This is a genomic window from Grimontia sp. SpTr1 (genome assembly GCF_947387585.1).
Classification (GTDB): Bacteria; Pseudomonadota; Gammaproteobacteria; order Enterobacterales; family Vibrionaceae; genus Enterovibrio; species Enterovibrio indicus.
This window is the reverse complement of the sequence record NZ_CANDOD010000032.1, coordinates 1-23,119: the sequence shown is the minus strand read 5'-3', so window position 1 is coordinate 23,119 and position 23,119 is coordinate 1. Positions and strand designations below refer to the sequence as shown.

General features: G+C 49.6%; 28 protein-coding genes. 23 read left to right on the top strand and 5 right to left on the bottom strand.

The genetic code is table 11. The features are described 5' to 3' along the window. Positions 1–4: 4 nt before the first annotated feature. From QL223_RS25210 to torT, 5 genes are read right to left on the bottom strand one after another with little or no spacing between them, the layout of a single operon-like run. Positions 5–244 carry an acetyl-CoA carboxylase gene (locus QL223_RS25210; RefSeq protein ID WP_046303945.1) on the bottom strand — a complete coding sequence of 80 codons (240 nt, stop codon included), beginning with the start codon at positions 242–244 and terminating at the stop codon, positions 5–7. A 19-nt stretch (positions 245–263) separates the two neighbouring features. After that, positions 264–1,019 carry a 5-oxoprolinase subunit PxpA gene (gene pxpA / locus QL223_RS25205; RefSeq protein ID WP_046304003.1) on the bottom strand — a complete coding sequence of 252 codons (756 nt, stop codon included), beginning with the start codon at positions 1,017–1,019 and terminating at the stop codon, positions 264–266. Between the two features lie 40 nt (positions 1,020–1,059). Further along, on the bottom strand, positions 1,060–2,118 hold the full coding sequence (locus QL223_RS25200) for an ABC transporter permease (protein WP_281546313.1): 1,059 nt from the start codon (positions 2,116–2,118) through the stop codon (positions 1,060–1,062). Then, positions 2,102–3,619 (bottom strand): sugar ABC transporter ATP-binding protein, encoded by a 1,518-nt coding sequence (locus QL223_RS25195; protein ID WP_281546320.1) that lies wholly within the window; start codon positions 3,617–3,619, stop codon positions 2,102–2,104. The genes QL223_RS25200 and QL223_RS25195 overlap by 17 nt, the downstream gene beginning before the upstream one ends. Then, positions 3,619–4,707, bottom strand: a complete 1,089-nt coding sequence (gene torT / locus QL223_RS25190) for a TMAO reductase system periplasmic protein TorT (RefSeq protein ID WP_002540648.1) — start codon at positions 4,705–4,707, stop codon at positions 3,619–3,621. The genes QL223_RS25195 and torT overlap by 1 nt, the downstream gene beginning before the upstream one ends. A gap of 299 nt (positions 4,708–5,006) precedes the next feature. Between torT and QL223_RS25185 the strand changes: the two genes are divergently transcribed. From QL223_RS25185 to QL223_RS25075, 23 genes are all read left to right on the top strand, one after another. After that, positions 5,007–5,930: a LysR substrate-binding domain-containing protein gene (locus QL223_RS25185; protein ID WP_002540649.1), complete on the top strand. Its 924-nt coding sequence runs from the start codon at positions 5,007–5,009 to the stop codon at positions 5,928–5,930. A 203-nt stretch (positions 5,931–6,133) separates the two neighbouring features. Beyond that, on the top strand, positions 6,134–6,652 hold the full coding sequence (locus QL223_RS25180; RefSeq protein WP_002540653.1) for an Hcp family type VI secretion system effector: 519 nt from the start codon (positions 6,134–6,136) through the stop codon (positions 6,650–6,652). Between the two features lie 86 nt (positions 6,653–6,738). Continuing rightward, complete coding sequence (gene tssI / locus QL223_RS25175) at positions 6,739–8,745, top strand: type VI secretion system tip protein VgrG (RefSeq protein WP_002540654.1); 2,007 nt, start codon at positions 6,739–6,741, stop codon at positions 8,743–8,745. Next, positions 8,745–9,734: a DUF4123 domain-containing protein gene (locus tag QL223_RS25170; protein WP_281546312.1), complete on the top strand. Its 990-nt coding sequence runs from the start codon at positions 8,745–8,747 to the stop codon at positions 9,732–9,734. The genes tssI and QL223_RS25170 overlap by 1 nt, the downstream gene beginning before the upstream one ends. Next, entirely contained in the window at positions 9,731–10,582 is an 852-nt protein-coding gene (locus tag QL223_RS25165) for an HNH endonuclease (RefSeq protein WP_165012636.1), read from the top strand. The genes QL223_RS25170 and QL223_RS25165 overlap by 4 nt, the downstream gene beginning before the upstream one ends. A 22-nt stretch (positions 10,583–10,604) precedes the next feature. Further along, the gene (locus QL223_RS25160; RefSeq protein WP_281546311.1) at positions 10,605–11,129 is read left to right on the top strand and encodes an SMI1/KNR4 family protein; all 525 of its coding nucleotides are present in this window, start codon (positions 10,605–10,607) and stop codon (positions 11,127–11,129) included. 38 nt (positions 11,130–11,167) lie between these two features. Next, the gene (locus QL223_RS25155) at positions 11,168–11,746 is read left to right on the top strand and encodes an SMI1/KNR4 family protein (protein WP_281546310.1); all 579 of its coding nucleotides are present in this window, start codon (positions 11,168–11,170) and stop codon (positions 11,744–11,746) included. Continuing rightward, on the top strand, positions 11,739–12,296 hold the full coding sequence (locus tag QL223_RS25150) for an SMI1/KNR4 family protein (RefSeq protein WP_281546309.1): 558 nt from the start codon (positions 11,739–11,741) through the stop codon (positions 12,294–12,296). Before QL223_RS25155 ends, QL223_RS25150 begins: the two co-directional genes overlap by 8 nt. Next, positions 12,293–12,967: a hypothetical protein gene (locus QL223_RS25145; RefSeq protein WP_281546308.1), complete on the top strand. Its 675-nt coding sequence runs from the start codon at positions 12,293–12,295 to the stop codon at positions 12,965–12,967. Before QL223_RS25150 ends, QL223_RS25145 begins: the two co-directional genes overlap by 4 nt. 9 nt (positions 12,968–12,976) lie before the next feature. Continuing rightward, positions 12,977–13,276, top strand: coding sequence for a PAAR domain-containing protein (locus QL223_RS25140; protein WP_002540662.1), 300 nt, complete (start codon positions 12,977–12,979; stop codon positions 13,274–13,276). A 180-nt stretch (positions 13,277–13,456) separates the two neighbouring features. Next, a complete protein-coding gene (locus QL223_RS25135; RefSeq protein WP_251881006.1) occupies positions 13,457–14,245 on the top strand; it encodes an ABC transporter ATP-binding protein in 789 nt (262 codons plus the stop codon). Positions 14,246–14,271: 26 nt separating this feature from the next. Continuing rightward, complete coding sequence (locus tag QL223_RS25130; RefSeq protein WP_281546307.1) at positions 14,272–15,231, top strand: ABC transporter substrate-binding protein; 960 nt, start codon at positions 14,272–14,274, stop codon at positions 15,229–15,231. A 71-nt stretch (positions 15,232–15,302) separates the two neighbouring features. Then, positions 15,303–16,259: an iron ABC transporter permease gene (locus tag QL223_RS25125; RefSeq protein WP_281546319.1), complete on the top strand. Its 957-nt coding sequence runs from the start codon at positions 15,303–15,305 to the stop codon at positions 16,257–16,259. A 195-nt stretch (positions 16,260–16,454) separates the two neighbouring features. Continuing rightward, a complete protein-coding gene (locus QL223_RS25120; protein WP_348651402.1) occupies positions 16,455–17,159 on the top strand; it encodes a HupE/UreJ family protein in 705 nt (234 codons plus the stop codon). A 15-nt stretch (positions 17,160–17,174) separates the two neighbouring features. Continuing rightward, positions 17,175–17,789: a transmembrane anchor protein gene (locus QL223_RS25115; protein WP_281546306.1), complete on the top strand. Its 615-nt coding sequence runs from the start codon at positions 17,175–17,177 to the stop codon at positions 17,787–17,789. Positions 17,790–17,885: 96 nt separating this feature from the next. Next, positions 17,886–18,245 (top strand): YciI family protein, encoded by a 360-nt coding sequence (locus tag QL223_RS25110; RefSeq protein ID WP_002540669.1) that lies wholly within the window; start codon positions 17,886–17,888, stop codon positions 18,243–18,245. Between the two features lie 3 nt (positions 18,246–18,248). Continuing rightward, positions 18,249–19,493, top strand: a complete 1,245-nt coding sequence (locus QL223_RS25105; protein ID WP_281546305.1) for a DUF6596 domain-containing protein — start codon at positions 18,249–18,251, stop codon at positions 19,491–19,493. A gap of 106 nt (positions 19,494–19,599) precedes the next feature. After that, positions 19,600–19,983, top strand: coding sequence for a DUF2541 family protein (locus QL223_RS25100; protein WP_348651401.1), 384 nt, complete (start codon positions 19,600–19,602; stop codon positions 19,981–19,983). A 112-nt stretch (positions 19,984–20,095) separates the two neighbouring features. Continuing rightward, positions 20,096–20,311: a hypothetical protein gene (locus QL223_RS25095; protein ID WP_002540677.1), complete on the top strand. Its 216-nt coding sequence runs from the start codon at positions 20,096–20,098 to the stop codon at positions 20,309–20,311. Positions 20,312–20,826: 515 nt separating this feature from the next. Next, the gene (locus QL223_RS25090; protein WP_281546303.1) at positions 20,827–21,183 is read left to right on the top strand and encodes a hypothetical protein; all 357 of its coding nucleotides are present in this window, start codon (positions 20,827–20,829) and stop codon (positions 21,181–21,183) included. A gap of 26 nt (positions 21,184–21,209) precedes the next feature. Then, complete coding sequence (locus tag QL223_RS25085) at positions 21,210–21,632, top strand: GNAT family N-acetyltransferase (RefSeq protein ID WP_281546302.1); 423 nt, start codon at positions 21,210–21,212, stop codon at positions 21,630–21,632. A gap of 3 nt (positions 21,633–21,635) precedes the next feature. Next, complete coding sequence (fos, locus tag QL223_RS25080) at positions 21,636–22,034, top strand: fosfomycin resistance glutathione transferase (RefSeq protein WP_281546301.1); 399 nt, start codon at positions 21,636–21,638, stop codon at positions 22,032–22,034. A gap of 335 nt (positions 22,035–22,369) precedes the next feature. Beyond that, on the top strand, positions 22,370–22,891 hold the full coding sequence (locus tag QL223_RS25075) for a transcription termination/antitermination NusG family protein (RefSeq protein WP_002540684.1): 522 nt from the start codon (positions 22,370–22,372) through the stop codon (positions 22,889–22,891). Positions 22,892–23,119: the final 228 nt, after the last annotated feature.

Below are 23,119 nucleotides of genomic sequence, written 5' to 3'. Positions count from 1 at the left end.
GCGCTTACTTCAGACGGACAATAGGTTGTCCTGCGTTGACCGGGCTTTCGTTTTCAATCAAAAAGTCGTCAATCACACCGGAAGTCTCTGCTTTAATTTCATGGAAGGATTTCATCACTTCCACCAGTCCAATCACGTCACCCGGTTCGATAGCGTCTCCCGGATCTTTGTATCGGGGCTGATCGGGAGAAGCCGAGCGGTAAAAGATGCCAGGTAACGGGCAGATAATTTCTTTGTCAGACATGTATCACTCCTTCGAACGTCTATTCTTTTTCGGCGGTGCAGACATCGCTTTGGCGGGAAAGGTGAGGCTGTAACACCTCATTGACCGCTTTGGCGATATCCACCGCATTCGGGGTATCTGAATGCACACAGATGGTTTGGGCGACAACCGGGATCTCTTGACCGTTGTTGGCCGTGACCTTGCCGTGTTCCACCGCCTTCAGAACGCGCTTGGCGGCGTAGACAGGATCAGTGGCGTCGTGGGTTTGGGTGATCACCAGATGCCCATCTTGATCGTAGTCGAGGTCGGTAAAAAACTCGGGGATGAAGCCTGCACCGTGTGCGCTGTAAATGGTTTCATGGCAGGTGCCTGACAGCCCAAACACTGGCACCTGGTAGTGGTGTGCGATCCGGGCAATCGTTTCAGCGATGTCCGGATCAGAGGCTGCCATGCCATAGAGCGCGCCATGCGGTTTGAGATGGTTCAGCGGCATATCGAGCATATCGAGGAAGCCTTTCAGCGCGCCGATCTGGTACACAATCATGTTGTGCAGCTCGCCTTGGCTGAGATGCATTTTACGGCGTCCAAACCCCTGCAAATCAGGTAGCGAAAAATGCGCCCCGACTTTCACGCCGTATTGCTTGGCAAGCTCTACGGTACGTTTCATGTGGTTGGGGTCTGAGGCGTGAAACCCGCAAGCGACATTGGCTTCAGTGATGTAAGGCATCAGCGCTTCATCGTCACTGAGTTTGTAGATGCCAAAGCCTTCACCCATGTCGCTGTTGATGTTGATCATAGTGAGACCTTCCTTTTGAAATGTGTTGGTAAGGCGCATATCAGTGGGCTCCCAGCTTGGCGCGCAATCGAATACGAATTTGGTCGACGATGACGGCAAAAATCAGCAGCGCACCGATCACCACGGTTTGCAGGTAAGATTCCACGCGGGTCAGGTTCATGCCGTTTTGCACCAGACTGATAAACACCGCGCCCAAGACGACATGTTCCACTCGCCCGATCCCACCGCGGAGACTGACACCGGCGATGACGCAGGCTGCAATGGACTCGAGGGGCATGGCTGCGCCTATGTTGGCCTCGCCGGTGTCAAGACGGGCGGTGATCAACATCCCTGCCATGGCTGCGAAGGACGCGCATAGCAGGTACGCCAGAATCAGCGTTTTGTGAGTGTTGATCCCTGAGAGACGGGCGGCATTGATGTTTCCACCTACTGCATAGAAATAGCGGCCCAGACGGGTACGGTTGACGATGACCATGGCAAAAATCGTCATCAGCAAGGCAACCAGAATCGGTGTGGGCAAGCCAAAAATGTTGCCAAAGCCAAAGGTGTTGCCGAACTCCATTGGCATGCCATACACCGGCGATCCGCCTGTCATATAAAGGGCGATACCAAAACCAATGGAGGAGATGCCCAGCGTCATCACAAAGGGTGAAACCTGAAAATGCGCGACGCCGATGCCATTGATAAATCCGACGACCAAGCCAACGGCAACACCGGCAGCCATCCCGACAAGAATGGCGAGATACACAGATTCCGGGAAAGCTGCATAGGTTGCTGCCATGGTGGTGGCCCCGACCACGGACGAGAGGGCGATAACGGTGCCGACCGAAAGATCAAACCCTGCGGTTAACAGCACAAACATCTGTCCGATGGAGACCATCACCAGATACGAAGACTGGCGAAGCAGGTTCAGCAGGTTGCGCGCAGTCAGGAAGTTTTCTGATGCCGATGCAAAGATAGCGACGGCGACCACCACCAGGATAGGCAGGACACCCACCTTCACAAATAACCGTGTCATCCGGTTGGCAAATTGCCCTTTGGAAGCGCCCAGATCGGCGCCTTGGGAACTGGCCTTCACTGGCTCACTGTTCATTTTCATACTCCATTGATTCAAAAAAGTGGCTGAGCGCCTTGGTTTCCGTTATCTCTGCTCCCTGAAGGTGAGCGGCGATTTGTCCTTCACGCATCACGTAGAGACGGTGGGAGAGGTGTACGACCTCGGGCAGATCGGAAGAAATGATGACGACCGCTGCCCCTTGCTCGCACAAACCGGCAATAAAGCGATAGATTTCTGCGCGTGTCCCGACATCCACCCCCACGGTGGGTTCGTCGAACACATACAGCGAGACATCGCGGGTCAGGCATTTTGCCAACAGCACTTTCTGTTGGTTACCACCGCTGAACTGGCCGACATCGCGCTCGGTTTGCATCGGGTAGAGCTTGAGCCTTGTTGCAAGGCTTTGGGTTTGCTTGCGTTCGTGGGCGAGATTCAGTGCGCCATGGCGATGGGAAAGGGGATGAGAACCCAGAGAAGGCAAACTGATGTTTTCCCGGCAACTGCGGTTGAGCACCAAACCTTCGTCTTTGCGGTCACGGGAGTTATAGAAAAAGCCGCGGTCCAGCATCTCGCGGATGCTAAGCCCTGTGACATTTTCACCGTTAAACACCACGCAACCGGCAGTGACCTTCTCTGCACCAAAACAGGCTCTGAGCGCTTCGGATTTGCCGCAGCCAACCAACCCGGCAAAGCCGACAATCTCCCCGGCTCTGACGTGGAAAGAAAGGTCTTCGACGAGTCGGTTGTCGGTGGTTAGGGATTGCACGTCCAACACGGTTTCAGTGGGTAAAAAGGGCACGTGCGGATAGACGTTGTCGATTTCCCTGCCCGTCATCATAGTGATGAGGTCTTGCTCTTCGACAGTATCAACCTCGCGGGTGCCGATGTATTTTCCATCCCGCAGCACGGTAATCCGGTCCGCAATCTGGCGGATCTCGCCCATGCGGTGAGAGATATAGATAATGCCGACGTCTTGTGCTTTTAGCTGATCAATCAGTGAAAATAACTGCTCGGTTTCCTGATGCGTCAGGGACGCTGTCGGCTCATCAAGGATCAGTACTGACAATTCGCCACGAAGCGCTTTAGCAATTTCCACCATTTGCTTTTCAGCACGGGAAAGCTCGCTGACGGGCAGGTGTGCATCAAGGTCAAACCCCATTTTTTCGAGCAGTGCCTGCGCTTCGGTGTGCAGGGTGGCGTTATCCAGAAAGTGTCCGGTCAATGGCTCTTCGCCCAGAAACAGGTTTTGGGCAATGGTTAGGGTGTCGACCAGAGAAAACTCTTGAAACACCGCACTGATGCCTTTTTGCCTCGCGTCGTAAACACTTTTGAAGCGCACGGTGTCTTCAAAAAAGCGCATCTCTCCTGCCGTTGGCTGGTTAGCGCCGGAGATAATGGAAATCAGCGTTGATTTCCCCGCGCCATTCTCGCCAAACAACACGTGAACTTCGCCGGGCTCAAGGGTGAAGTCCACCCCGTCGAGCGCTTTTACACCGGGATACTGTTTGTGTATCCCGTGTAGGCTGAGAATCGGTGCGTCCATCACTGCGGCTTCACTGTAAACGTCGGTTTAAAGTTCGCTGGTGCGAGGGAGCTGTTACGATCAAAGCTGTTTATGTTGCTGTCATCGATGACATAAAGCTGCGGTCCCACATGTTTGGTGTAGGGTTTGCCTTCGAGGATACGGATAGCTTGATCTATCGCGACACGACCTTGGATAACCGCTGAATCGGTTGGCGCTGCAACGATAAGGTTACGTTTTATCCCCTGATAAACGCCGGGGGTGAAGTAGTAGGAAAGGACGCCGATTTGGTCAGTGAGACCTCGGGCGCGGAGCAGGCTGGTAGCCGCTTCTGCCGTCACTGCCGTACCGACAATGTAATCCAGGTCCGGATGTGCTTCGAGGGTGTCTTCCACCAGTTTGAGCTGCACTTCCTTACCGGTATCGCCGTATTTGGTTTCTACTACGTCAATGTTTGAGCCTTCTACGGCAGATTGAAAACCCTTGTTTCCGGCTTCAACCCAACCTGCGCCAGGAGGTCCCGGAAACCAGCCAACTTTCACTTTCTCTTTATCATTCTGGTGGCGCTCCGCCAGATACTGGCCAATCTTTGCGCCCATCTCGCCAAATGAGACCAGAGACTTCGCTGAGATATCTGGCGATGACATGCCGTTGACGATGTCGATAACCGGCACACCGGATTGGGCGATATTCTTCACCAGATTATTGAGACCATCGTAAGAAATGGCGCCCACTATCACGGCGTCTGCACCGGAAGCCACACAGTCTTCAATCTGTGAAAGCTGAGTATTGAGGTTGGTGTAACCGCCTGCCTCCACCAACTGCATTTCGACACCGGTGCGTTTTGCTTCATCCACAACGCCGTAGTTCACTGCGGTCCAATAGGCATCTTTGAGGTGCGGGAAGGAGACGCAGATGTCCCACGCCTTGCTGGCCTTTTCAACGGGCTGATATTGCATCACGTCGCGGGCACTGCTCATGTCGAACGGTGTAGTCCAGACATCAACCGTATACGGGTACCAGTTTTCGCTGTTTGCAGTGCTGCTTTGAGCCAGCGCCATTGCACCGACCAAGGTTAACCATGGGACAGCAGAAGGTTTGCCGTTCATGTTTCTTCTCCCTGTTACTTCAACCAATGTTTGCAATGGTCATGGCGAGAAACGCCGGATTTGACTATTGCTCGATGTGTTAATAACAGGTTAAATTTGCATCACCGGTATGTAAATTACAGAGTTTTGTCTAGTGTTATTAGAAAAACAGATAACAAAAAGTGCTGTGATATCACCTAATGAAACTTAGTTAATTTATTGATATTTAAACGTTAAATGGATTTTTAATGTCGATTTTCAAACCTGTCGACAGGTCTGGATATCAGAAGAATGGATATAAGACTTAAGGAAAACAGAACATGCTTCCAACCATGAAACAGATTCGCTATTTCATCGCGACGGCGGACTCCGGGCAGGTCTCTCAAGCGGCCAATGCCATGCACGTTTCCCAGTCAGCGATTACCACCGCCATCAAGCAGTTGGAAGAGATGCTTAATGTGAACCTGTTTGTGCGTCAGCCTCATGGCATGTTACTGACTTATGAAGGGAACCAGTTTTACCAACATGCTACGCACATCGTGAAGGAGCTGGAAGAAGCCATGTTGCTTTCGCACCGCTCCGCCAATCAGGTGGAAGGCACCATTACTGTGGCCATGTCCTACACCGTGGCGGGATACTTTGTACCGCCCTATCTGACACGGTTTCAGCGCAGCTATCCCAATGTGAACCTGAAGCTGGTGGAAGCCACCCGGGGGGATATCGAAGAAGGCGTGGTGTCAGGGGAATTTGATGTTGCCTTTATGCTGACGTCCAACCTAATTAACCAGGAAGACATCAGTTTCCAAACCCTGTTGAGTTCCCAGCGTCGATTGTGGCTCAGCTCCAGTCATCCTCTGCTGGAAAACAAAATGGTGACCTTCCACGATGTCGCTCAATATCCCTACATTATGCTAACGGTCGATGAGGCAAGTAATACCGCTCTGCGCTATTGGAACCAAACGCCCTATCAGCCCAATACCATTTTCCGCACCTCTTCCGTGGAATCCGTGCGCAGTCTCGTCGCCAATGATTACGGCATCACCATTCTGTCAGACATGGTTTACCGGCCCTGGTCATTGGAAGGGAGAAGGGTGGAAGTGCGTCCACTGGCTGATCATGTACCGCCGATGGATGTTGGTTTGGTTTGGTCGAGAAAGCGCGAGCGTAGTGATGCGGTCACCGCATTCTGTGAATTTATGGAGCTTTCAGTGACGCCGGATAGCGGTTTTTCGCAACGGTACTGATCAGTTTCTAAGGATTAATCTGGTTTCACCTTTCAGGCCAAAAATTACCCAACGGGCAAGAGTTGCGTAAATTTTGAGCGGTTTTTTGCCCGGGTATTTGGTTGAAATTCTCAAGTGTCTGTTTATCTGAAAAAACCTAATTGGCATATGTGTTGCCTGTGTGTATTGGTCGATACATACACTCGCTGCAGAAGGAATACGTAATGCCAACTCCATGCTATATCGCGATTGAAGGTCAAACCCAAGGCAATATCACTGCCGGTGCATTTACCGCCGATTCTGTCGGTAACATCTATGTTGAAGGTCATGAAGATGAAATGCTGGTTCAGGCATTTGATCACATCGTGACCGTTCCCACCGACCCACAAAGTGGTCAGCCGTCAGGTCAACGTGTCCACAAACCATTCAAGTTCACCGTGGCGCTGAATAAAGCGGTTCCCCTCATGTATAACGCGTTGTCATCGGGTGAAATGCTGCCGAAGATTGAACTCAAGTGGTACAGGACATCAGTAGAAGGTAAGCAGGAACACTTTTTCTCGACCATTTTGACAGACGGCACCATCATCGATATTGACTGCAATATGCCGCACTGTCAGGACTTAGAGAAAAAAGAGTTTACTCAGCTAGTGACCGTGTCCGTGGCTTACCGAAAAATCGATTGGGAACATACCGTCGCAGGCACATCAGGTGCCGACGACTGGAGAGCGCCAATCGAAGGGTAAAAAAACTGGGTAAGCGTCTACTCAGTTGATGCTTACCCGTTATCCATCGAACAGATACCGCACAAGCGTCTAGGGATGGTTTAACGATGGCGAACGCGACAGGGCTACAGTTCACTTTTCAGACCAGCAGTCTGGATCTTTCATTGTTTGGTGTTCTTGGCTTTTCCGTTGAGGAGGGGCTTTCGACGCCCTTCGTGGCAAAAGTTGAGCTGGTAAGCCGTGAAGCAGGCGTTTCGCCTGACCAACTGGTAGACAAAGACGGCTTACTTTGCGTATGGAAAGACGGTGTGCTGTACCGGCAATTCCATGGCATCGTCAGCCGTTTTACCCGCGGGGACACCGGTCATTCGCAAACCTACTACTTTCTGGAGCTGGTTCCTGCGCTGAAGCGGTTGAGCTTGCGCCAGAATAGCAGGATCTTCCAAAGTGCAGATGCCGTTCAAATCATCTCTACGCTGCTGGAGGAGATGGGCGTTGATGATTTCGCATTCTCACTGACACACACGCCCGCTACCCGCGAATATTGTGTTCAATATCGAGAGTCTGATTTAGATTTTGTCGAACGCTTGGCAGCTGAAGAGGGCATGTTTTACTTCTTTGAGCAATCAGGCGGTAAGCATTCTCTGGTGTTTGCGGATGACAGCTCCGTACTATCTGCTATATCTACCCCACTGACTTACGAGCCAAACATTGGCGGCGTGGCTGAATATCCCTATATCCGTAGCTTCAAACCCTCCAGCGAAATGGGGGCGTCCAGTGCAACTCTCAAAGATTACAGTTTTAAAAAACCTGACTATGGGTTGGTGCACAGCCACACAGGGACAGATCTCAGCTTTCAGCGGGCGAGTTATGAACACTACGACTATCCCGGACGGTTTAAAGACGACGGTTCGGGGAAACCTTTCACTCAGTTCCGGCTTGAATCTCTGAGGCGCGAAAGTCTGTCCGCTTCTTTGCTAAGCAATATTCCCGCCATCTCACCGGGTCTGAAAATGACGGTTGAAGGGCCTGAAGAAGCGTCTGACGTCAACATGGAATGGCTTGGTGTCAGGGTTATTCATATAGGTACCCAGCCTCAGGCAGCACAGGAATCGGGGGGCGAAGGCCAAACGACCTACAACAACGAGGCTTTGGTGATTCCGGCAACCAGAACCTGGCGTCCGATGCCGAATATCAAACCCCGTGTTGATGGTCCTCAAATTGCGATTGTCGTGGGGCCAGCCAATGAAGAAATCTTCTGTGATGAACATGGGCGGGTCAAAGTCCAGTTTCCTTGGGACCGAGTGGGGGAATGGAACGAAAACTCCAGTTGCTGGGTGCGTGTGGCACAGGGTTGGGCAGGGGCGAGCTATGGCGCTGTGAGTGTACCGAGGATCGGTCACGAAGTGATTGTCAGTTTTCTAGAAGGAGACCCGGACCAGCCGATTGTAACGGGAAGAACCTATCACGCTGCCAACCTTGTTCCACAGTCATTGCCAGCACATAAAACACAGACTGTGTTGCGGACGCAAACCCACAAAGGTGATGGCTTTAACGAGCTGCGCTTCGAAGATGAGTCAGGCAAAGAAGAGATTTATGTCCATGCTCAGAAGGATGTTAATCGTGTTATCGAAAACAACGAAGGTGACATTGTTGGTAATGACAGGCAAAGGGACGTTAAGAATAACGAAACGGTAAAAATCGGTGATACCCAGAAGATCAGTGTCGGCAATGATCAACACATCAAGGTCAACCGCTTCTTGACTGAAACGGTCGGGATAGCCAGCACACTTACGGTGGGCGGTGCGTATCAAGTGACCGTCGGAGGGGCAAAAAATGAATCGGTCGCGTTGGTTAGCGCAGAGCAAGTTGGGACGATTAAATCCATTGTTGCGGGTAAATCTATTCACTCCAACACCAAGAAATACGTCGTTCAAGCGGAGAAAATCGTGCTCAGTACAAAGGGTGCCATGATTGAAATGGATGCATCCGGCATTTTGATTAAGGGCAATCAAGTCAAAATCAAAGGCAACGCAATTGATTTTTCGAGTGCGGGCGGTGGCGACAAAGAGGACAAGCCATTTAAAGAAAAATGCACCAAGGGGAAAGGGTAATGACAGTAACAGAAACCCTCAGTGCATCCTTACTCAAAGCCAAAAATCAAAGTGAAGAATGTCGCCTTTATGTCCTTCTCGACCCTTCACACAACGAGCAGCTCATCGCCGCGGTTCAGGGCATGTCGACGCGTCATCGTTGCCTGTTTGTCGGGGAAGATTTAGAAGAATTTCAGGAAGAATCGCCCTGGATAGCTGAAATTCTTGAAGGAGAGCCGCTTTTTGACTGGCTACTCAAAGAAACCTTTGGCAAACAGCAGGCACTGTACTTTGTCAGCAATCAGGGGATAGACAGCCTCTTCACCAAACTTCAAAGGGTCAAAGAGGTCGTCGAGCCGAGTGGGGAGTTGGTTTATTTCCGGTTTTACGACGCCAATACGCTGAACCGTTATTTACCTGTGTTTTCAGAAGGACAGCGACGTGAGTTTTTCAGCGCCATGAACAGTGTTTACGCTGAGGAAGGGGAAGAGGGCTTCTTCACGTACACGCTGAACGCGGACGCGACCATGAACTGGTCGGTATCTGGCAACATTGAAGATTCAGGCATTTACCCACTTCCGGGATTAAAAACCGAAGAACATGACCCGTCTCTACCTTGGTTTTTCACCGAGGAGCAGCTTCAGTATCCGTTGTTCGCCCATCGCGACGAACTGATCGATGACTTGATTGAATACCTGGAGTATGAAGAAGTCGAAACGGTGCACTTCTATCCAAAAGGGTTTGTCCGGGCCATGGTTAATCAGGGCATAGAGCACTGTTTTACTTACAAAGTTCTGGACCTTATCCATATGCGGCTTTTCATTAACCTGATGTGGACGATCAACCCCCAGTTTCATCTGCAACCCTCCATACATCAGGTGTTATCCCAATCATCCAGCGCAGAAGAAAAGTTCGATACGCTGCTGTCTGATGACTTTGAGGAAGTCTGGATACGTGCTGGCGCAGAAAAATACAAGGATTGGTGGCCTGAGGGTGAGGGGGCGTCATGAGTAACGAATATACGCGTTTGTTAGAAGAAGCCAGAGACAAAAAGCTTTGGGAAGAAGCGGGAGAAATTGCCAAAAACAACCCGCAGATCATCACAGATATCACAGGGATTTTTGACCCGACACCGGCAAGTGATGGGATTTCTGCCGTCATTTCGGCGGCAAAAGGGGACTGGCTTGGAGCCGGTTTGTCACTGGTTTCTATGATCCCTTATGCGGGGGATGCACTGGCAAAGCCTGCTAAGTTTGCCAAATATGGGAGCAAGGTTCAGGGACTGGTCGGGCTGATGTTTAAGAAGTTCGACAATGTCGCCTCGATGACCAAGTCTTATGAAAGCGTCTTGTCCGCTACACAGGTGATGAAAGCTAGGATGCAAGCGCTGAGAAAAGCCAGAGCTCAAATGATTGATGCGCGTAAAAGGGCCTTTAAGTGCAAAAAATGCGAGCAATTTAAGCGCAAACACAAAATGCCATCTAACCGAAAAGGAACATGGAATCCACCCGGTGCCAATGACCCGAAAAGCCCGAATTTTGGCTCAGGGAAACTGACGTTTAACAAACCTGTGGACCTTCCAAACCCGCCTGGTGGTCAGGTTAAATCAATCGATTATCAGGATGGTTTTCCTGTATTTAAGGACAAACACGTTCATGGCAGGGTGAGAGTTACTGATTTGAGCAACAACGTCGCAACTGACAGCGCATTGTTGAAGCAACAGGGGATCACGCCTCCCGGTAAAGATTGGACTCTACACCATTTTGAAGATGGTACGCTGGGTTATGTCCCTTCCAAGCTACACTCCAAAGCAAGCCACACAGGTAGCCGTTCAATCATGGACACGGATGCGTTCTAGCGACGAATTAATGAGGAAAGATATGCCGTCGAACATTGAGACACTAAGTCAGCAAATCGTTTGGAAGCCTATTGATGCAGATGACGGGGAAACACCCGAACTATTTTGTTCGACTGAAGAACAAGTGCTAGCAGTGGAAGCATTTCTCAATACCAAGTTACCCCAAGATTACAGATGGTTCCTCAGAAATGTAGGGAGACGCTTGATTGAGGATCAGAGAATTGAAGTCAGAGTGAACGGTATATCGCTGGAATTTTTAGACTGGTTTCGGGATGCCGTTGATGTATTGACATTCACCATGATGGCAAGCGATGTCGATGATGATGGTGACGCCCGCATCCCACCGAATTTAGTGGTGATGGAAAGCGGCATTTCCCGAGACTTATTGTTGCTTGATGTCTCCGAGAACAACTATGGGAAAGTCTGGTACATGAATGGCTATCAAGGCGAAAAAGACTGGTCTGGACACAATTATGAAGGGCTTGTGCTTTTGGCTGACTCATTCACCGAGCTGTTGGAAAAGATTGTCCAATATGAACCCAACTGAAATCAGCCAACCAACACCTGTTTCACAAGGAGACGCAAATGAACAAAGAGAAACTGTTGTCGTTTTGGAAGCAGGAAATAGTTAGCACGGAAGACCTCGGTGACCGTTTGTCTTCTCAAGAAGCAATATCGGATTTTGAGGCCAAGCATGGTGTTGTGTTACCAGAGGGGTTCAAATCTTTTCTGACAGAATACGGCGCGTGTAGTTTTAATGACCTTGAACAGAACTTTTGCGTTTATATGTTGGATGTAGGCGAACGCAGTGTGCCGGGTTTTGTGGCGCATAACTTCATTTACAACGTGGATGATATTGAAGATACGCTGTTTGAGTTGAACGAGGAACTACCTGATTTCTGGGAAACGGATGCCGCGTTGATCCCACCCGCCATGATCCCCATTGCTGACAGCTTGGCCGATGACAATGGCTACCTTCTGATGAACTTGGCGGAGAAACATTATGGCTCTTTGTGGCATTGGCGGTTTACCCAGAATGCATGGGGAGACAAGGGAAATGATTCCATCATCTTGATTGCCAATAGCTTCGAAGACTGGCTTGAAAGTCTGGTGACATATGAAGAAGCCGAATTGATCGTGGCTCAGGGTGGGAGCAGTGTCTGATTCCAATCATGTGATTGAGCAGCTATGTAAAGATATTTCTTGGAGTCCAATAGCCGAAGAGTGTGAAACGAAAGACGTTTATTGTGCAATGGAGCAAGAGCTGGTCGCGCTTGAAACGTTTCTGAATCGTAAGCTACCGAAGGATTATCGATGGTTTATGAAAAGCTATGGGATGCGTAGCTTCGAAGATGAAAGAGTTCATCTCAAGTTGAGTGGAATTTCGCTGTCTTTTCTCTCAGCATTCCTGGCTGCCGACTCAGCACTTGTTGTCACCCAAATGTACTCTGATGATGGTGAAGACAGAAGAATCCCGGATGAAAGTTTGATCATTGCGGATTCTATTTCCGGTGATTTTTTAGTGATGGATCTTTGTGACGAGCGATTTGGCTTTATCTACTTTCTCAGCAATCTGAAGCCATGGGGAGCTTTTGAAGACAGTGAATACCTTGTTTTAATTGCCGAGTCGCTGACAGATTTGCTGTTAAAGATTGTAGAGAATGACTCTGTTGAGGAGCCTGCTTTCAATATCCCTGACGAAATGATTCGATGAAACAGCCGGAAAAAATCGCAAAATGTTCAACAGCAATCATCGCGACAGAATATGGAAATCTTCCCGATGTTTTCCAGCGTCATTATTTTCAGCAACCGGCAGCGACACTGGCGTTTTCAAGTGAGACATTGTTAGCAGGGCTTTCAAACAATACGAGTTACCGCCGCCTTTCGGGGCTACCTAAAAGGGCGGTGAGATTTAAGGCTGATAGCATCATCGAGCCCCAAGATTACTTACCCAAATTAGGCGTAGTGAGTTGGAAAGATTGCGTTGGAATGGCAATGCTACCCAAAGGGTTGCTTCACCCAGAAAGTCAAAATGAAGTGCTATCTTGCTGGCTGACAAACCTATCAGATCGAATGGCGCAGGTGCTTCATGCGTATGTCGTAGATCAGGTAACACCGAGGCTGTATTTGTTTCCGTATCATGACTTCTCTACGCGTTCTGAATACCGACTGGCAGTTTTCGGAGGGGCGTTATTGGACGCTCGTTGTTATCGGCAACGGCAAGATTTTCAAGCCGGTTACCGAGAAGCGATCAAGAAGTGGTGGCTCGGCCTTGGGGATCATGTAGCGCAACTTGAACAACCTCTACTGATTGATGTTGTTTTGGATACATCGAGAGGGTTTGCGATCATTGATGTGAACCCAAACCTTCACTTATATCAATGAGGTTTTGCTATGGGTAAACCTGTTTCTTTACTTGGCCACATGCATGTCTGCCCCAAAGTAGAACCCGGCCCAGTACCTCATGTGGGCGGTCCAATCATCGATGCTGGCCAATCGCTAGTGAAGGTCAATGGTATTCCTGTCGCAGTGGTCGGAGGCAAGGCAATTTGCACCGGTGTAGGTATGCCTGATGACCTGAAGCAAGGCTCCTCTTTGGTGAAAATTAACGGAAAAGCCGTGGTGAGAATGGGAGACGGTTGCGCGCATGGTGGCCAGGTGGTGCAAGGATGGCCGACCATTACCATGAGCTAACCTGAAAGACTCTTTTCTCAACGTACTTTTGTGCGGCTTTGTTCCCTTCAACTTTTCTGGGAATGGGCGATGCCATTCTCTCTTTTATGACGCTCCGAAAGACTCATTTTCCTGCCTATTGACAAGTCTACTTATATAAATGTTATGTTATAACATATCAATTTAATCCGCGGGCATCAGATGAAAGGAACTCATCAACCCATACTCTCATTGGCTAACTTCTGTGCTGATAGCCTCTCAGGTTGGCGCGCTGTGTCTGACGTGACGTTTTCTGTTTCCGCAAACGAATGCATCGCTGTTATCGGACCTAATGGCAGTGGGAAATCGAGTTTGCTTAAAGCCATCACAGGTGAATACCGGAAAGTGGCGGGTGAACTCTGGCTTGAAGGCTGCGCTGAAGAAAATCTGAATCGCTTATACCGGGCGAAAAGAGTGGCGGTGGTTGCCCAGCATGAACATGTCGACCCAAGGTTGAGTGTGAGTGAATATGTCGGTTTGGGTCGGGTGCCACATACCTTCTGCTGCACTGAAAAAGAGCATCAACGTGCCGTCAAACAAGCCATTCATGACACAGGTTTGTCTGCCAAAGAAAATCGCCTGTTCGGCTCTCTATCCGGGGGTGAAAAACAGCGTGCCAGCATTGCCCGCGCATTTGCTCAGGAACCCAAGCTTTTGCTTCTGGATGAGCCTACCAATCACCTTGACCCATTGGCGCGTCTTGAGCTGCTCGACTTGATTAAACAGCGCGGCATCGCGTCGATTGCAGTGCTGCATGATTTACCTCTAGTCGCGCCTTTTGCGGACAAAGTAATTTTGATGTCCGGGCAGAAAATGGTGACCTGTGCGTCCCCCAACGAGGTGTTGCAGGACGCATTCATTACCCCCGTTTTTGGTCTTCGTGTATTTCCACTCAGCCATCCCCAAATCAACAATACGGTGCATCATTTTGAAGCCGCACCGTCCCATTAAGCCATGCCATTAATAGGAGCTGCACAATGAAGTGGTCAGTCGCATCGACGCTGTTCTTCCTTTTTCCCATCGCAATCGCTAATGCCAAAAGCACGGAATATCCGGTCACGGTCGATAACTGTGGAAGTCCACTGACAATTGAAAAGCGCCCGAATGCTGCTGTGTTTCACGACATCAACATGACGGAGATGGCTTTTGCACTTGGCTTGGAAGACAGCATGGTGGGTGTGACAGGCATTACAGGTTGGTACAAGATGTCTCCTTCTTTTGAAAAAGCACTGGGCGACATTCCTGAACTGGCACCCAAGTATCCTTCGCTGGAAACCCTGATTGCGGCTAAAACCGACTTCTTCTTTGCCGGCTGGAACTATGGGATGAAAGTCGGTGGCGAAGTGACTCCGGAAACCCTCAAGCCTTATGGCATCGACACCCTTGTACTCTCGGAAAGCTGCATTCACACCAACAAGCTGGAGCAAGGTGCCAGCATGGCGTTGCTCTACGATGACATCAAAAAGCTGGGTGTGATTTTTGACAAGCAGGATGAAGCGGCAGCTTTGGTGGAAGCCTGGCAAGCCAAAATGAAAACGGTCACTTCTCAAAGCAACGCAGAAAACAACGCGCCGAAGGTCTTTCTGTTTGATTCCGGTGAAGACAAGCCATTCACCGCAGGTAAATTCGCGATGCCTAGTGCAATGATCAAAGCGGCGGGTGGGGAAAATGTCACTGACGACATGGAAACCAGCTGGGCCAGAACGTCATGGGAGCATGTCGCGACAGAAAACCCTGATGTGATTATCCTTTTGGATTATCAAACCGCCAGTGGCGCAGATTCATTGAAAACTTTCCTGGAACAACACCCTTTGATGAAACACACGAATGCGGTAAAGGATGGTCGCTATGTGAAGCTGCGTTATGAGCAGTTAACGCCGGGACCCGCCAATATTCAGGCAATCGAAAAGCTCGCTCAGGCCTTCAACCCGCAATAACCTAGAAAGCACCTAGATTGATTGCAGGAATCAACAAATACCGCGCAGCATGGCTACTGGGAATCAGTGCCATGCTGATTGCTTTTGTGTTGAGTTTGCAGTTTGGAACTGTGCCGCTTTCCTTGGAGCAGGTGCTTGAAGGCCTGGGCTCGTTCAACGAAGACGATGCCAGCATGACAAGCCGTATCCTAATGGATTTGAGGTTACCCAGAGCAATCCTCGCACTGATTGCAGGCGCTGGTTTAGCCTTGGTGGGTGCACTGCTTCAAACCACCACACGCAATGATTTGGCGGATCCTTTCCTGTTTGGTTTGTCTTCCGGTGCGTCGGCAGGAGCGGTATTAGTTATTACCAAGCTTGGTGATGCACTTGGCATATGGTCTCTGCCTATTGCTGCATTTGCAGGAGGAATCGTCTCAGCCGCAGCGGTGCTGATGCTCTTTTCCCTCCAGAAAAAGCAAGGCGACAACAACATTGTCCTGTGTGGATTAGCCATCTCCTTTTTGTTTGGTGCTGTGACCAGCTTTCTTATCTATTCTGGTGACCAACGTGCTGCGAGCTCAATTTTGTTCTGGACGATGGGCGGACTGGGTTTAGCCCGTTGGGATAACCTGATTTTTGCCGCTGTGGGCGTGCTCTGCCTGGTGGTTCTGATTCTGGTGCGATACCGTGAGTTGGATACCTTGCTTGTCAGCGAGCAAACGTCCCACTCGCTGGGTATCAATGTTCACCGGCTGCAAAGTGAAGTATTCCTGTGCTGCGCTTTTTGTACAGCTTCGATTGTTGCACTCACCGGTGTGGTTGGGTTTGTGGGATTAATGGTGCCTCATCTGGTGCGCCCATTTTCAGGGATGACCCACAAGCGCGCGTTGCCCCTCATTGCATTGTGGGGCGCGGTGATCTTAACCCTTGGCGATCTTGTCAGCCGCACCATTCTGGCACCACAGGAACTGCCAGTCGGTATTGTGACAGCGGCCTTGGGCGGTTTGTTTGTGCTCTATCTTGTGTGGAAGAAGCCAGCCCGTTGAAAGAATAGAGAGTGTGGTCAAGTTTTCCTCAATACTGTTGAGAGCGCAAAAACTGTAATGACGACGATCTCACTGTTTTGTTGTTTTCTTGACCATTTGGTAAATGAAGACGCTAAGCTTTTCGGTTTAAATAACATCCCGTTGAGGCAGCAAAGGACGTGTTGCTTTTTCCTGTAGAACAATTGCGGAAGGACTATGCGAAGAAAAACGCTCTCAACCATGCTCAGCACAGTTTTGCTGTTTTTGGTTGCTATCAGCAGCTCAGAGGCGTTTGCGCACGCCGTCGCGGAAGGTGACAAAGGTTACATTCAGGAAATCACAGGCACACATGCCATCGCTTTTATGTACCTTGGTGCAAAGCATATGGTGACGGGTTACGACCACATCCTCTTCCTGTTAGGCGTTATTTTCTTTCTCTACAGACCAAAGCACATAGCGCTTTATGTCAGCCTGTTTGCGCTGGGGCATTCAACGACAATGCTGCTGGGCGTCTATTTCAACATTGGTATCAACAGCTACATCATTGACGCGATTATTGGCTTGTCTGTGGTGTACAAAGCCATGGATAACCTCGGTGCCTTCCAGCGCTGGTTTGGTGTCCAACCCAACACCAAACTTGCCACCTTGCTATTCGGCTTCTGTCACGGCTTTGGTTTGTCATCCAAAATCATTGATTACGATATCTCGCCTGATGGGTTGGTGCCGAATCTTCTAGCTTTCAATATCGGGGTTGAGCTTGGTCAACTCCTAGCTTTGGGTGCGATACTGATTTTGATGGGGTATTGGCGTCGGCATTCGCATTTCCATCGTCAGGCATACTCCGCCAATGTTGTGATGATGAGTCTGGGTTTTATGCTGATCGGATATCAGTTAACGGGCTACGTTGTGGCGCAGCATTAAGAGAAGGAACTCAACATGTATAACTCCGATATGCCCACCCGCGCAGAATTACCCACGTCGAAACAGCTTATCCGCTCAACGCTGATTGCGCTTGTCACCGCTATCTTCTTGCTGGTGACAGTGATTTTGCCTGCGGAGTATGGCATTGACCCAACGGGTATTGGCCGGGTGTTAGGGCTTAAAGAGATGGGTGATATCAAAACGCAGTTAGCCCAAGAGGCAGCAGCAGATAAAGCCACCAATAGCTTAATTGTCACGTCAGATATCAAGGAAGTAGAAACACCCGCTATCACCGAGTTTCAGGGCGAAAAACCCGTCTGGAAAGACCGGGTTCTGTTGGCACTTAAACCCGGACAAGGGGCGGAAGTGAAGCTGATGATGAAGCAGGGAGAGCAAGCGATATTTGAATGGAAAGCCAAAGGTGGAGCTGTGAATTTTGACGCACATGGCGATGGAAATGGTCATGCGGTCAGCTATGAAAAGGGTCGCGGGGCGATCGAAGATCAAGGTGTGTTAACGGCTGCATTCACGGGCAACCATGGCTGGTTTTTCCGTAATCGCAATGACCACACTGTGATGGTGATATTACGCACCAGCGGTGAGTATGCCGAAGTTAAGCGAATCTTTTGAGCAGCAGGTGACAAAATTTTTTTCCCATACATGTCGAAAATTGCGGGTTGGGATCGTCCTTGTAGCGAGAACCATCATTAAAGAAGGAATTTGGAAATGAAATACATGCTACTGCTATACGCTGCACCGGATAAAGAGCCTCAATACGGGACGCCGGAATTCGATGAAATGATGGCCGCATTTGCCGCAACCAGTGAAGCCTATGAGAAAGATGGGGTACTGGTGGGTGGTGAAGGACTGCAAGATATCGAAACAGCGACGTCTTTACGGATAAAGTCCGGCAAGGTGGAAATTATGGATGGTCCTTTTGCGGAAACCCGTGAGCACTTAGGCGGCTATTACGTGCTGGACGTTGCGGATCTGGATGCAGCCTTGAAATATGCCGAGATGATACCTGTCGCCCACTTTGGCACCATTGAGGTGCGGCCTTTGTTGGTCTTTGATCAAGAGAGCTGACAGATGAAGAACGCCGCCCCCAAAGCTATCGCGGTAGGTCATCTCATTGATGAAGTATTACGCCGCGATCGGGGGCGGATTTTGTCTGGGTTGATTGCCAGACTCGGTGATTTCCAATTGGGCGAAGATGCGCTGCAGGAAGCGTCAATTTCTGCTCTCAAGCATTGGAGCCGGGATGGTGTTCCGCAAGATCCGGTTGCGTGGCTGATGAAGGCGGGGCTGAACAAAGGGATAGATCAAATCCGTTCCTCCCAACGCGAAGCTCAGAGAAAAAACGATCTCGATTTAGTCGCCCAAGACTCACAAGAACAGCCCGACATCGATATTGTGGACGTCATCCCTGACGAACGCCTGCGATTGATTTTCACCTGTTGCCATCCTGCGCTTGAGGAAAAGTCCCGCGTTGCGTTGACGCTGCGTACTGTTTGCCATTTAACGACCCGAGAGATTGCAGCAGCCTTCCTCGATAACGAGCAGACAATGGGGCAGCGCTTGTCCCGAGCCAAAGCGAAGATTCGATCCAAAGGCATCAGCTTTTCTGTTCCCGAAAAAGGGATATGGACGGATAGGCTGGACACGGTGCTGTCCACGATATACCTGATTTTCACCACTGGCTATGTCACAGAAGATAAGGGGCCGCGATACCTATGTGAAGAAGGCATTTTTCTGATGCGTCTTTTGCACAACCTTTGCCCGAACGATCCGGAAATCGAGGGTGCGCTAGCCTTGATGCTGCTGACCGATGCCCGGCGAGTTGCAAGAATCGACGCTGAAGGGGCTTTGGTGCCAGTCGAAGAGCAAAACGAAACGCTTTGGTTAAGTGATGCAGTGACAGAGGCGAGAGGTATCCTTGAAAACGCTATCGAGCGTGGGCAATCTAGCCCTTTTCAAATCAAAGCCGCCATCACAGACTGCCACATGACGCGACCTAAACCAGACTGGCTGCAGATAGCCTTTCTCTACAGAGCGCTTTGGCACTTTGAACCCACACCCGTAGTCGCACTGAACTGGTCTGTGGCCATGGCCGAAACCGGTCAACCTGAACTCGCTTTACAAAAGATGGATGAGCTGAAACCCAAGCTCAAAAGCTATCAACCTTGGTACGCGGCTCGCGCCCATGTGCTGGAGAAGCTTGGCGAGTTCAGCGGCGCTCATGAGGCATACCTGCAAGCGATTGAGACAGCACCAAACGACGCCTCCCGGAAACTGCTGGAGCGAAAAGTACGCGCGTTGCGTCAATCCTGTTAGCCACACTCTCACCATTGAAAAATTAACACTCCCCTGTCTTTTCATCTCCAGTTGGGCGCTACACTCCGCGTCCTTCGGCGACGGGCCGATATTGAGAGATTGGAAGATGAAAATGAAATCCTGGTTTTCTGTGGTTTGTCTGTCTTTGGGCTTATTGGGTGCGAGTGCAACAGCGCAGGCAGATGACGACATCACGCTGGGTCGCACGATTGTGTTTGAAAACACTGATTACGGTGCACCTATTCCACTGCTGATTTGTCGCCGCGTTGATGCTATTCAGGTAAAAGCTGACCGCGACATGTATTTGCGAAAGGTCGTGGCAACATTTAAAAACGGCGACACCAAGACGTTCCGTTTTTACCGAAATATCAAAGAAGATGACACTACCGACTGGCGTGAACTGCCGTACAAACGTTGTGTCAAGAAGCTGGAAGTTTTCGGTGAGTCGAAAAACTCATCGGCGGGTGTGAGAGTTTACGGTCGAACTTAGTGGTCGTTCTAAAAACCGACGAGTCCCAAAAATAGTTCAAAAAATCGTCACATTCGTTTGCTAGCCTCGAATTAGGTTTAGGGAAAAACCTGAACGACGAGAGGTATGCAGTATGAAGCTGGTGAATGTACTTAGCGGCGATATCGTCAGAGAATCGGACAATTTGGAAGAGCTCAAAGCGCTTGGTGTCAGCATTGCACTGCGCGAAGGCGCCAAATCCACTCATTGGAGCTTTGAAGACGCTTCCAACCACCGTATATCAGGCAAACGGGCGCTCAGCCTGAGAGATGAAGAAGGCGCGATATATCGTATCTTCCTCCCCAAATAGAATGTCAAAAGGCAGCATTGAAGCTGCCTTTTTTGTGCCTGATTGGTCGTCAAGCAAAGCCCAATAATATCCAAATATTCAAAGAGTAAGGAAAGTGAACTGGCAAGCTGAATTCTCGGCGAGATTCACAAATTACCTTTCATTTCTGGCATATGATGAAGTCATCCAAGGTCAACATGAGGAGTGTATGGAAGCTGTTGTAGGTTTGATTATCCCGACTGGTGTTGACGACTTTATTATGCGAAAAGCGGGTCTCCACGGCTGACTGGGAAACCAAACAATCACAGAAACGTGAATAAAATAATCATCGCTTTTTGGTTTATTCGCTTTTACCTCTTTACCTCGTAATCAAAGGCCACCTGCAAAGGTGGCCTTTTCTCATTTTGACTCACACTTCGTAACAACAAATTGGGTGAGGCTGACGCACGGCATTCAGACTCGCGCTGCTCTTCTGATATTATCGGGCAAATGGAAAGCGTGTGCTTTCGACAAGATGTTTTTGGGAGAATCTCTGAATGGATCTGAAAGGTCTGGAAAAATACCTGGCGCTGAACCACATCGACTTTAAATCAGCGACTGATAACGATGGATTGCTGATTAACCTTGGTTTTCTCGTAGGGCGCGTGCACGTGCGTTACGAAGAAGACACTAAGACCTTCAACTTCAATGACAAACCCCGCTGGGTTATCCAAATCGTGCTGATGGCTCTGATGCTTTATTTCCTCGCAACCAACTTCACTATTTACTCCCAGCTGCAGCTTTATACCTGTATTGCTGTTACCGTCGCGATGTTTGGTATCTTTGGTTATAAAGAATCCCGCATCAAGAAGCTGAAAGATGCGGTGAAGGAAGACAACCAGTCAGCCAGTTAGCGAAGACTGAGACTCAGGGAGGAGTGGTGGAGTATCAGGTTGTTGCCAATCCGACAGAGCAGGACATCATGGACGTGCGCGGCGGGCTTCGGGCGTTCAATGACCCTTTCGTCGAGCATCTGAACGAGATGCAAATGGCGGTCTTTGTTGTTGATGAAAGCGGTCAAAGGCGTGGTGGTATTGTCTCGCGCTTTTGGGGTAACTGGATGCACATCCTGTTCCTCTGGATTGATCCTGCGCTGAAAGGGGAGGGTATCGGCAAAACCCTGATGCAGAAGATGGAAGCAGAAGCGGTCGCCAAAGGGTGTAAATCTGCCATGGTCGATACCTTCAGTTTTCAGGCCAGACCATTTTACGAGTCTCTGGGTTATCAAAACCAAATGACATTGGATGCCTTTCCCGGTGATGAGCATCAGCTTCACTTCCTCACCAAAAAATTGGGGGGTTAAACCGTGTTGAAAGGGCTGAATCACATCACGCTGGCGGTGTCTGATTTAGAGCGCTCGCTTGCTTTTTATCTTGATGTTCTGGGTTTTCAAGGTCATGTCAGATGGGATGGTGGCGCTTACCTTTCTTTGAGTGACCTTTGGCTCTGCCTTTCCGTCGATGAACCTTGTGAGAAAGATGATTACTCACACATTGCTTTCGATATCGACGATGAAAACTTTGTAGCGTTCGCCGCATCAGCGCGCAAAAAAGGTGTGAGCGAGTGGAAACAAAACCACAGCGAGGGGCAATCTCTTTACCTTCTGGATCCGGACGGGCATAAGCTCGAAATTCATGCTGGTGGCCTTCAAAGTAGACTGGATAGTCTAAAAGCAAAACCTTATTCAGGGCAGACTTGGCTCTAAGTCGACCCTCGTTCATTCCAACCCTAACTTTAGCGTTTTCACTCTGATGTGTGATATTCGCCAAAGAGTCAATTTTGTTCGAAGGCGAAGCTCACGCTGGCACCCGAATTCACTTCCCTGTAGACCGCTAAAAGGCTACTATCTTCACATCAACTCCATGCAGTCTGGCAGGCTTTTTCGAGCCTTGAGTTTTGTTGGCAACTCACAGACGTCGCGATGAATTTATCACTCTTATAATTACCTTTCGATGCATCGTGATCTCCGGCTGCCTGAAGTATTTTTTCGCCTGAATTTTTTGGTAGGCGACACCTTTTTCTTTTACTGGAGAGATCGAATTGCATCACTATCATTGGTATGCAGTTTATACCCATTTTAATGAGGAAAAACTCCTCCGCGACTACCTGCTAGCGCAAGGCTATGAAGTCTATTTACCTGAACGCAGGTATTGGGAAACTGTGGGTAATAAACGGCGAATCTCTTATGAGCCTTTGTTCAAATGCCACCTTTTTGTGCGAACTACCCAAGCGGGATTGCAGGAAGTGAAACAAGCGCCGGGCTTTTCACATCTGGTGCGTCACGGCAGGTATTTGGCCTCTATCCCTGAATCCCACATCATCAAGATCAAAACGATTTTGTATTACTACGAAGATGCCACTTCTGTCGCCAACAGTCAGGTGGATGGTGTAACAGTGGCTGTTGTCAGCGGCCACTTAACGGGCATGACGGGCATTCTTCCCCATGGTGAGGGAGAAAGGCCGGTTTCGATGGAAATTGACCACCTTGGTTACTCCATCAACGTCAAGGTGCCAATGGAAACGATTTTCCAAACCAAAGTGCCTTCGCTGGTGTCCTTTTAAAAAAGAGCAAGCTAGGGGCTGTTGATCTTTGGTGGTTAAATTTTGTTCTAGCTATAAGCGTTTTAGGCGCGGCGAGGTGTGTGCCGCCTAGTCATTCTAAGCAAATACACCTCAACAAAGCATAAAACGCTTAGAGCTGAACCCTTCGGGTAGCGTTTGTGGGGAATTTCTGCTGCGTTATCAGCTTCTCATGTAGGCTAGCTACACATCGAAGCCTCTGCCTTGCAT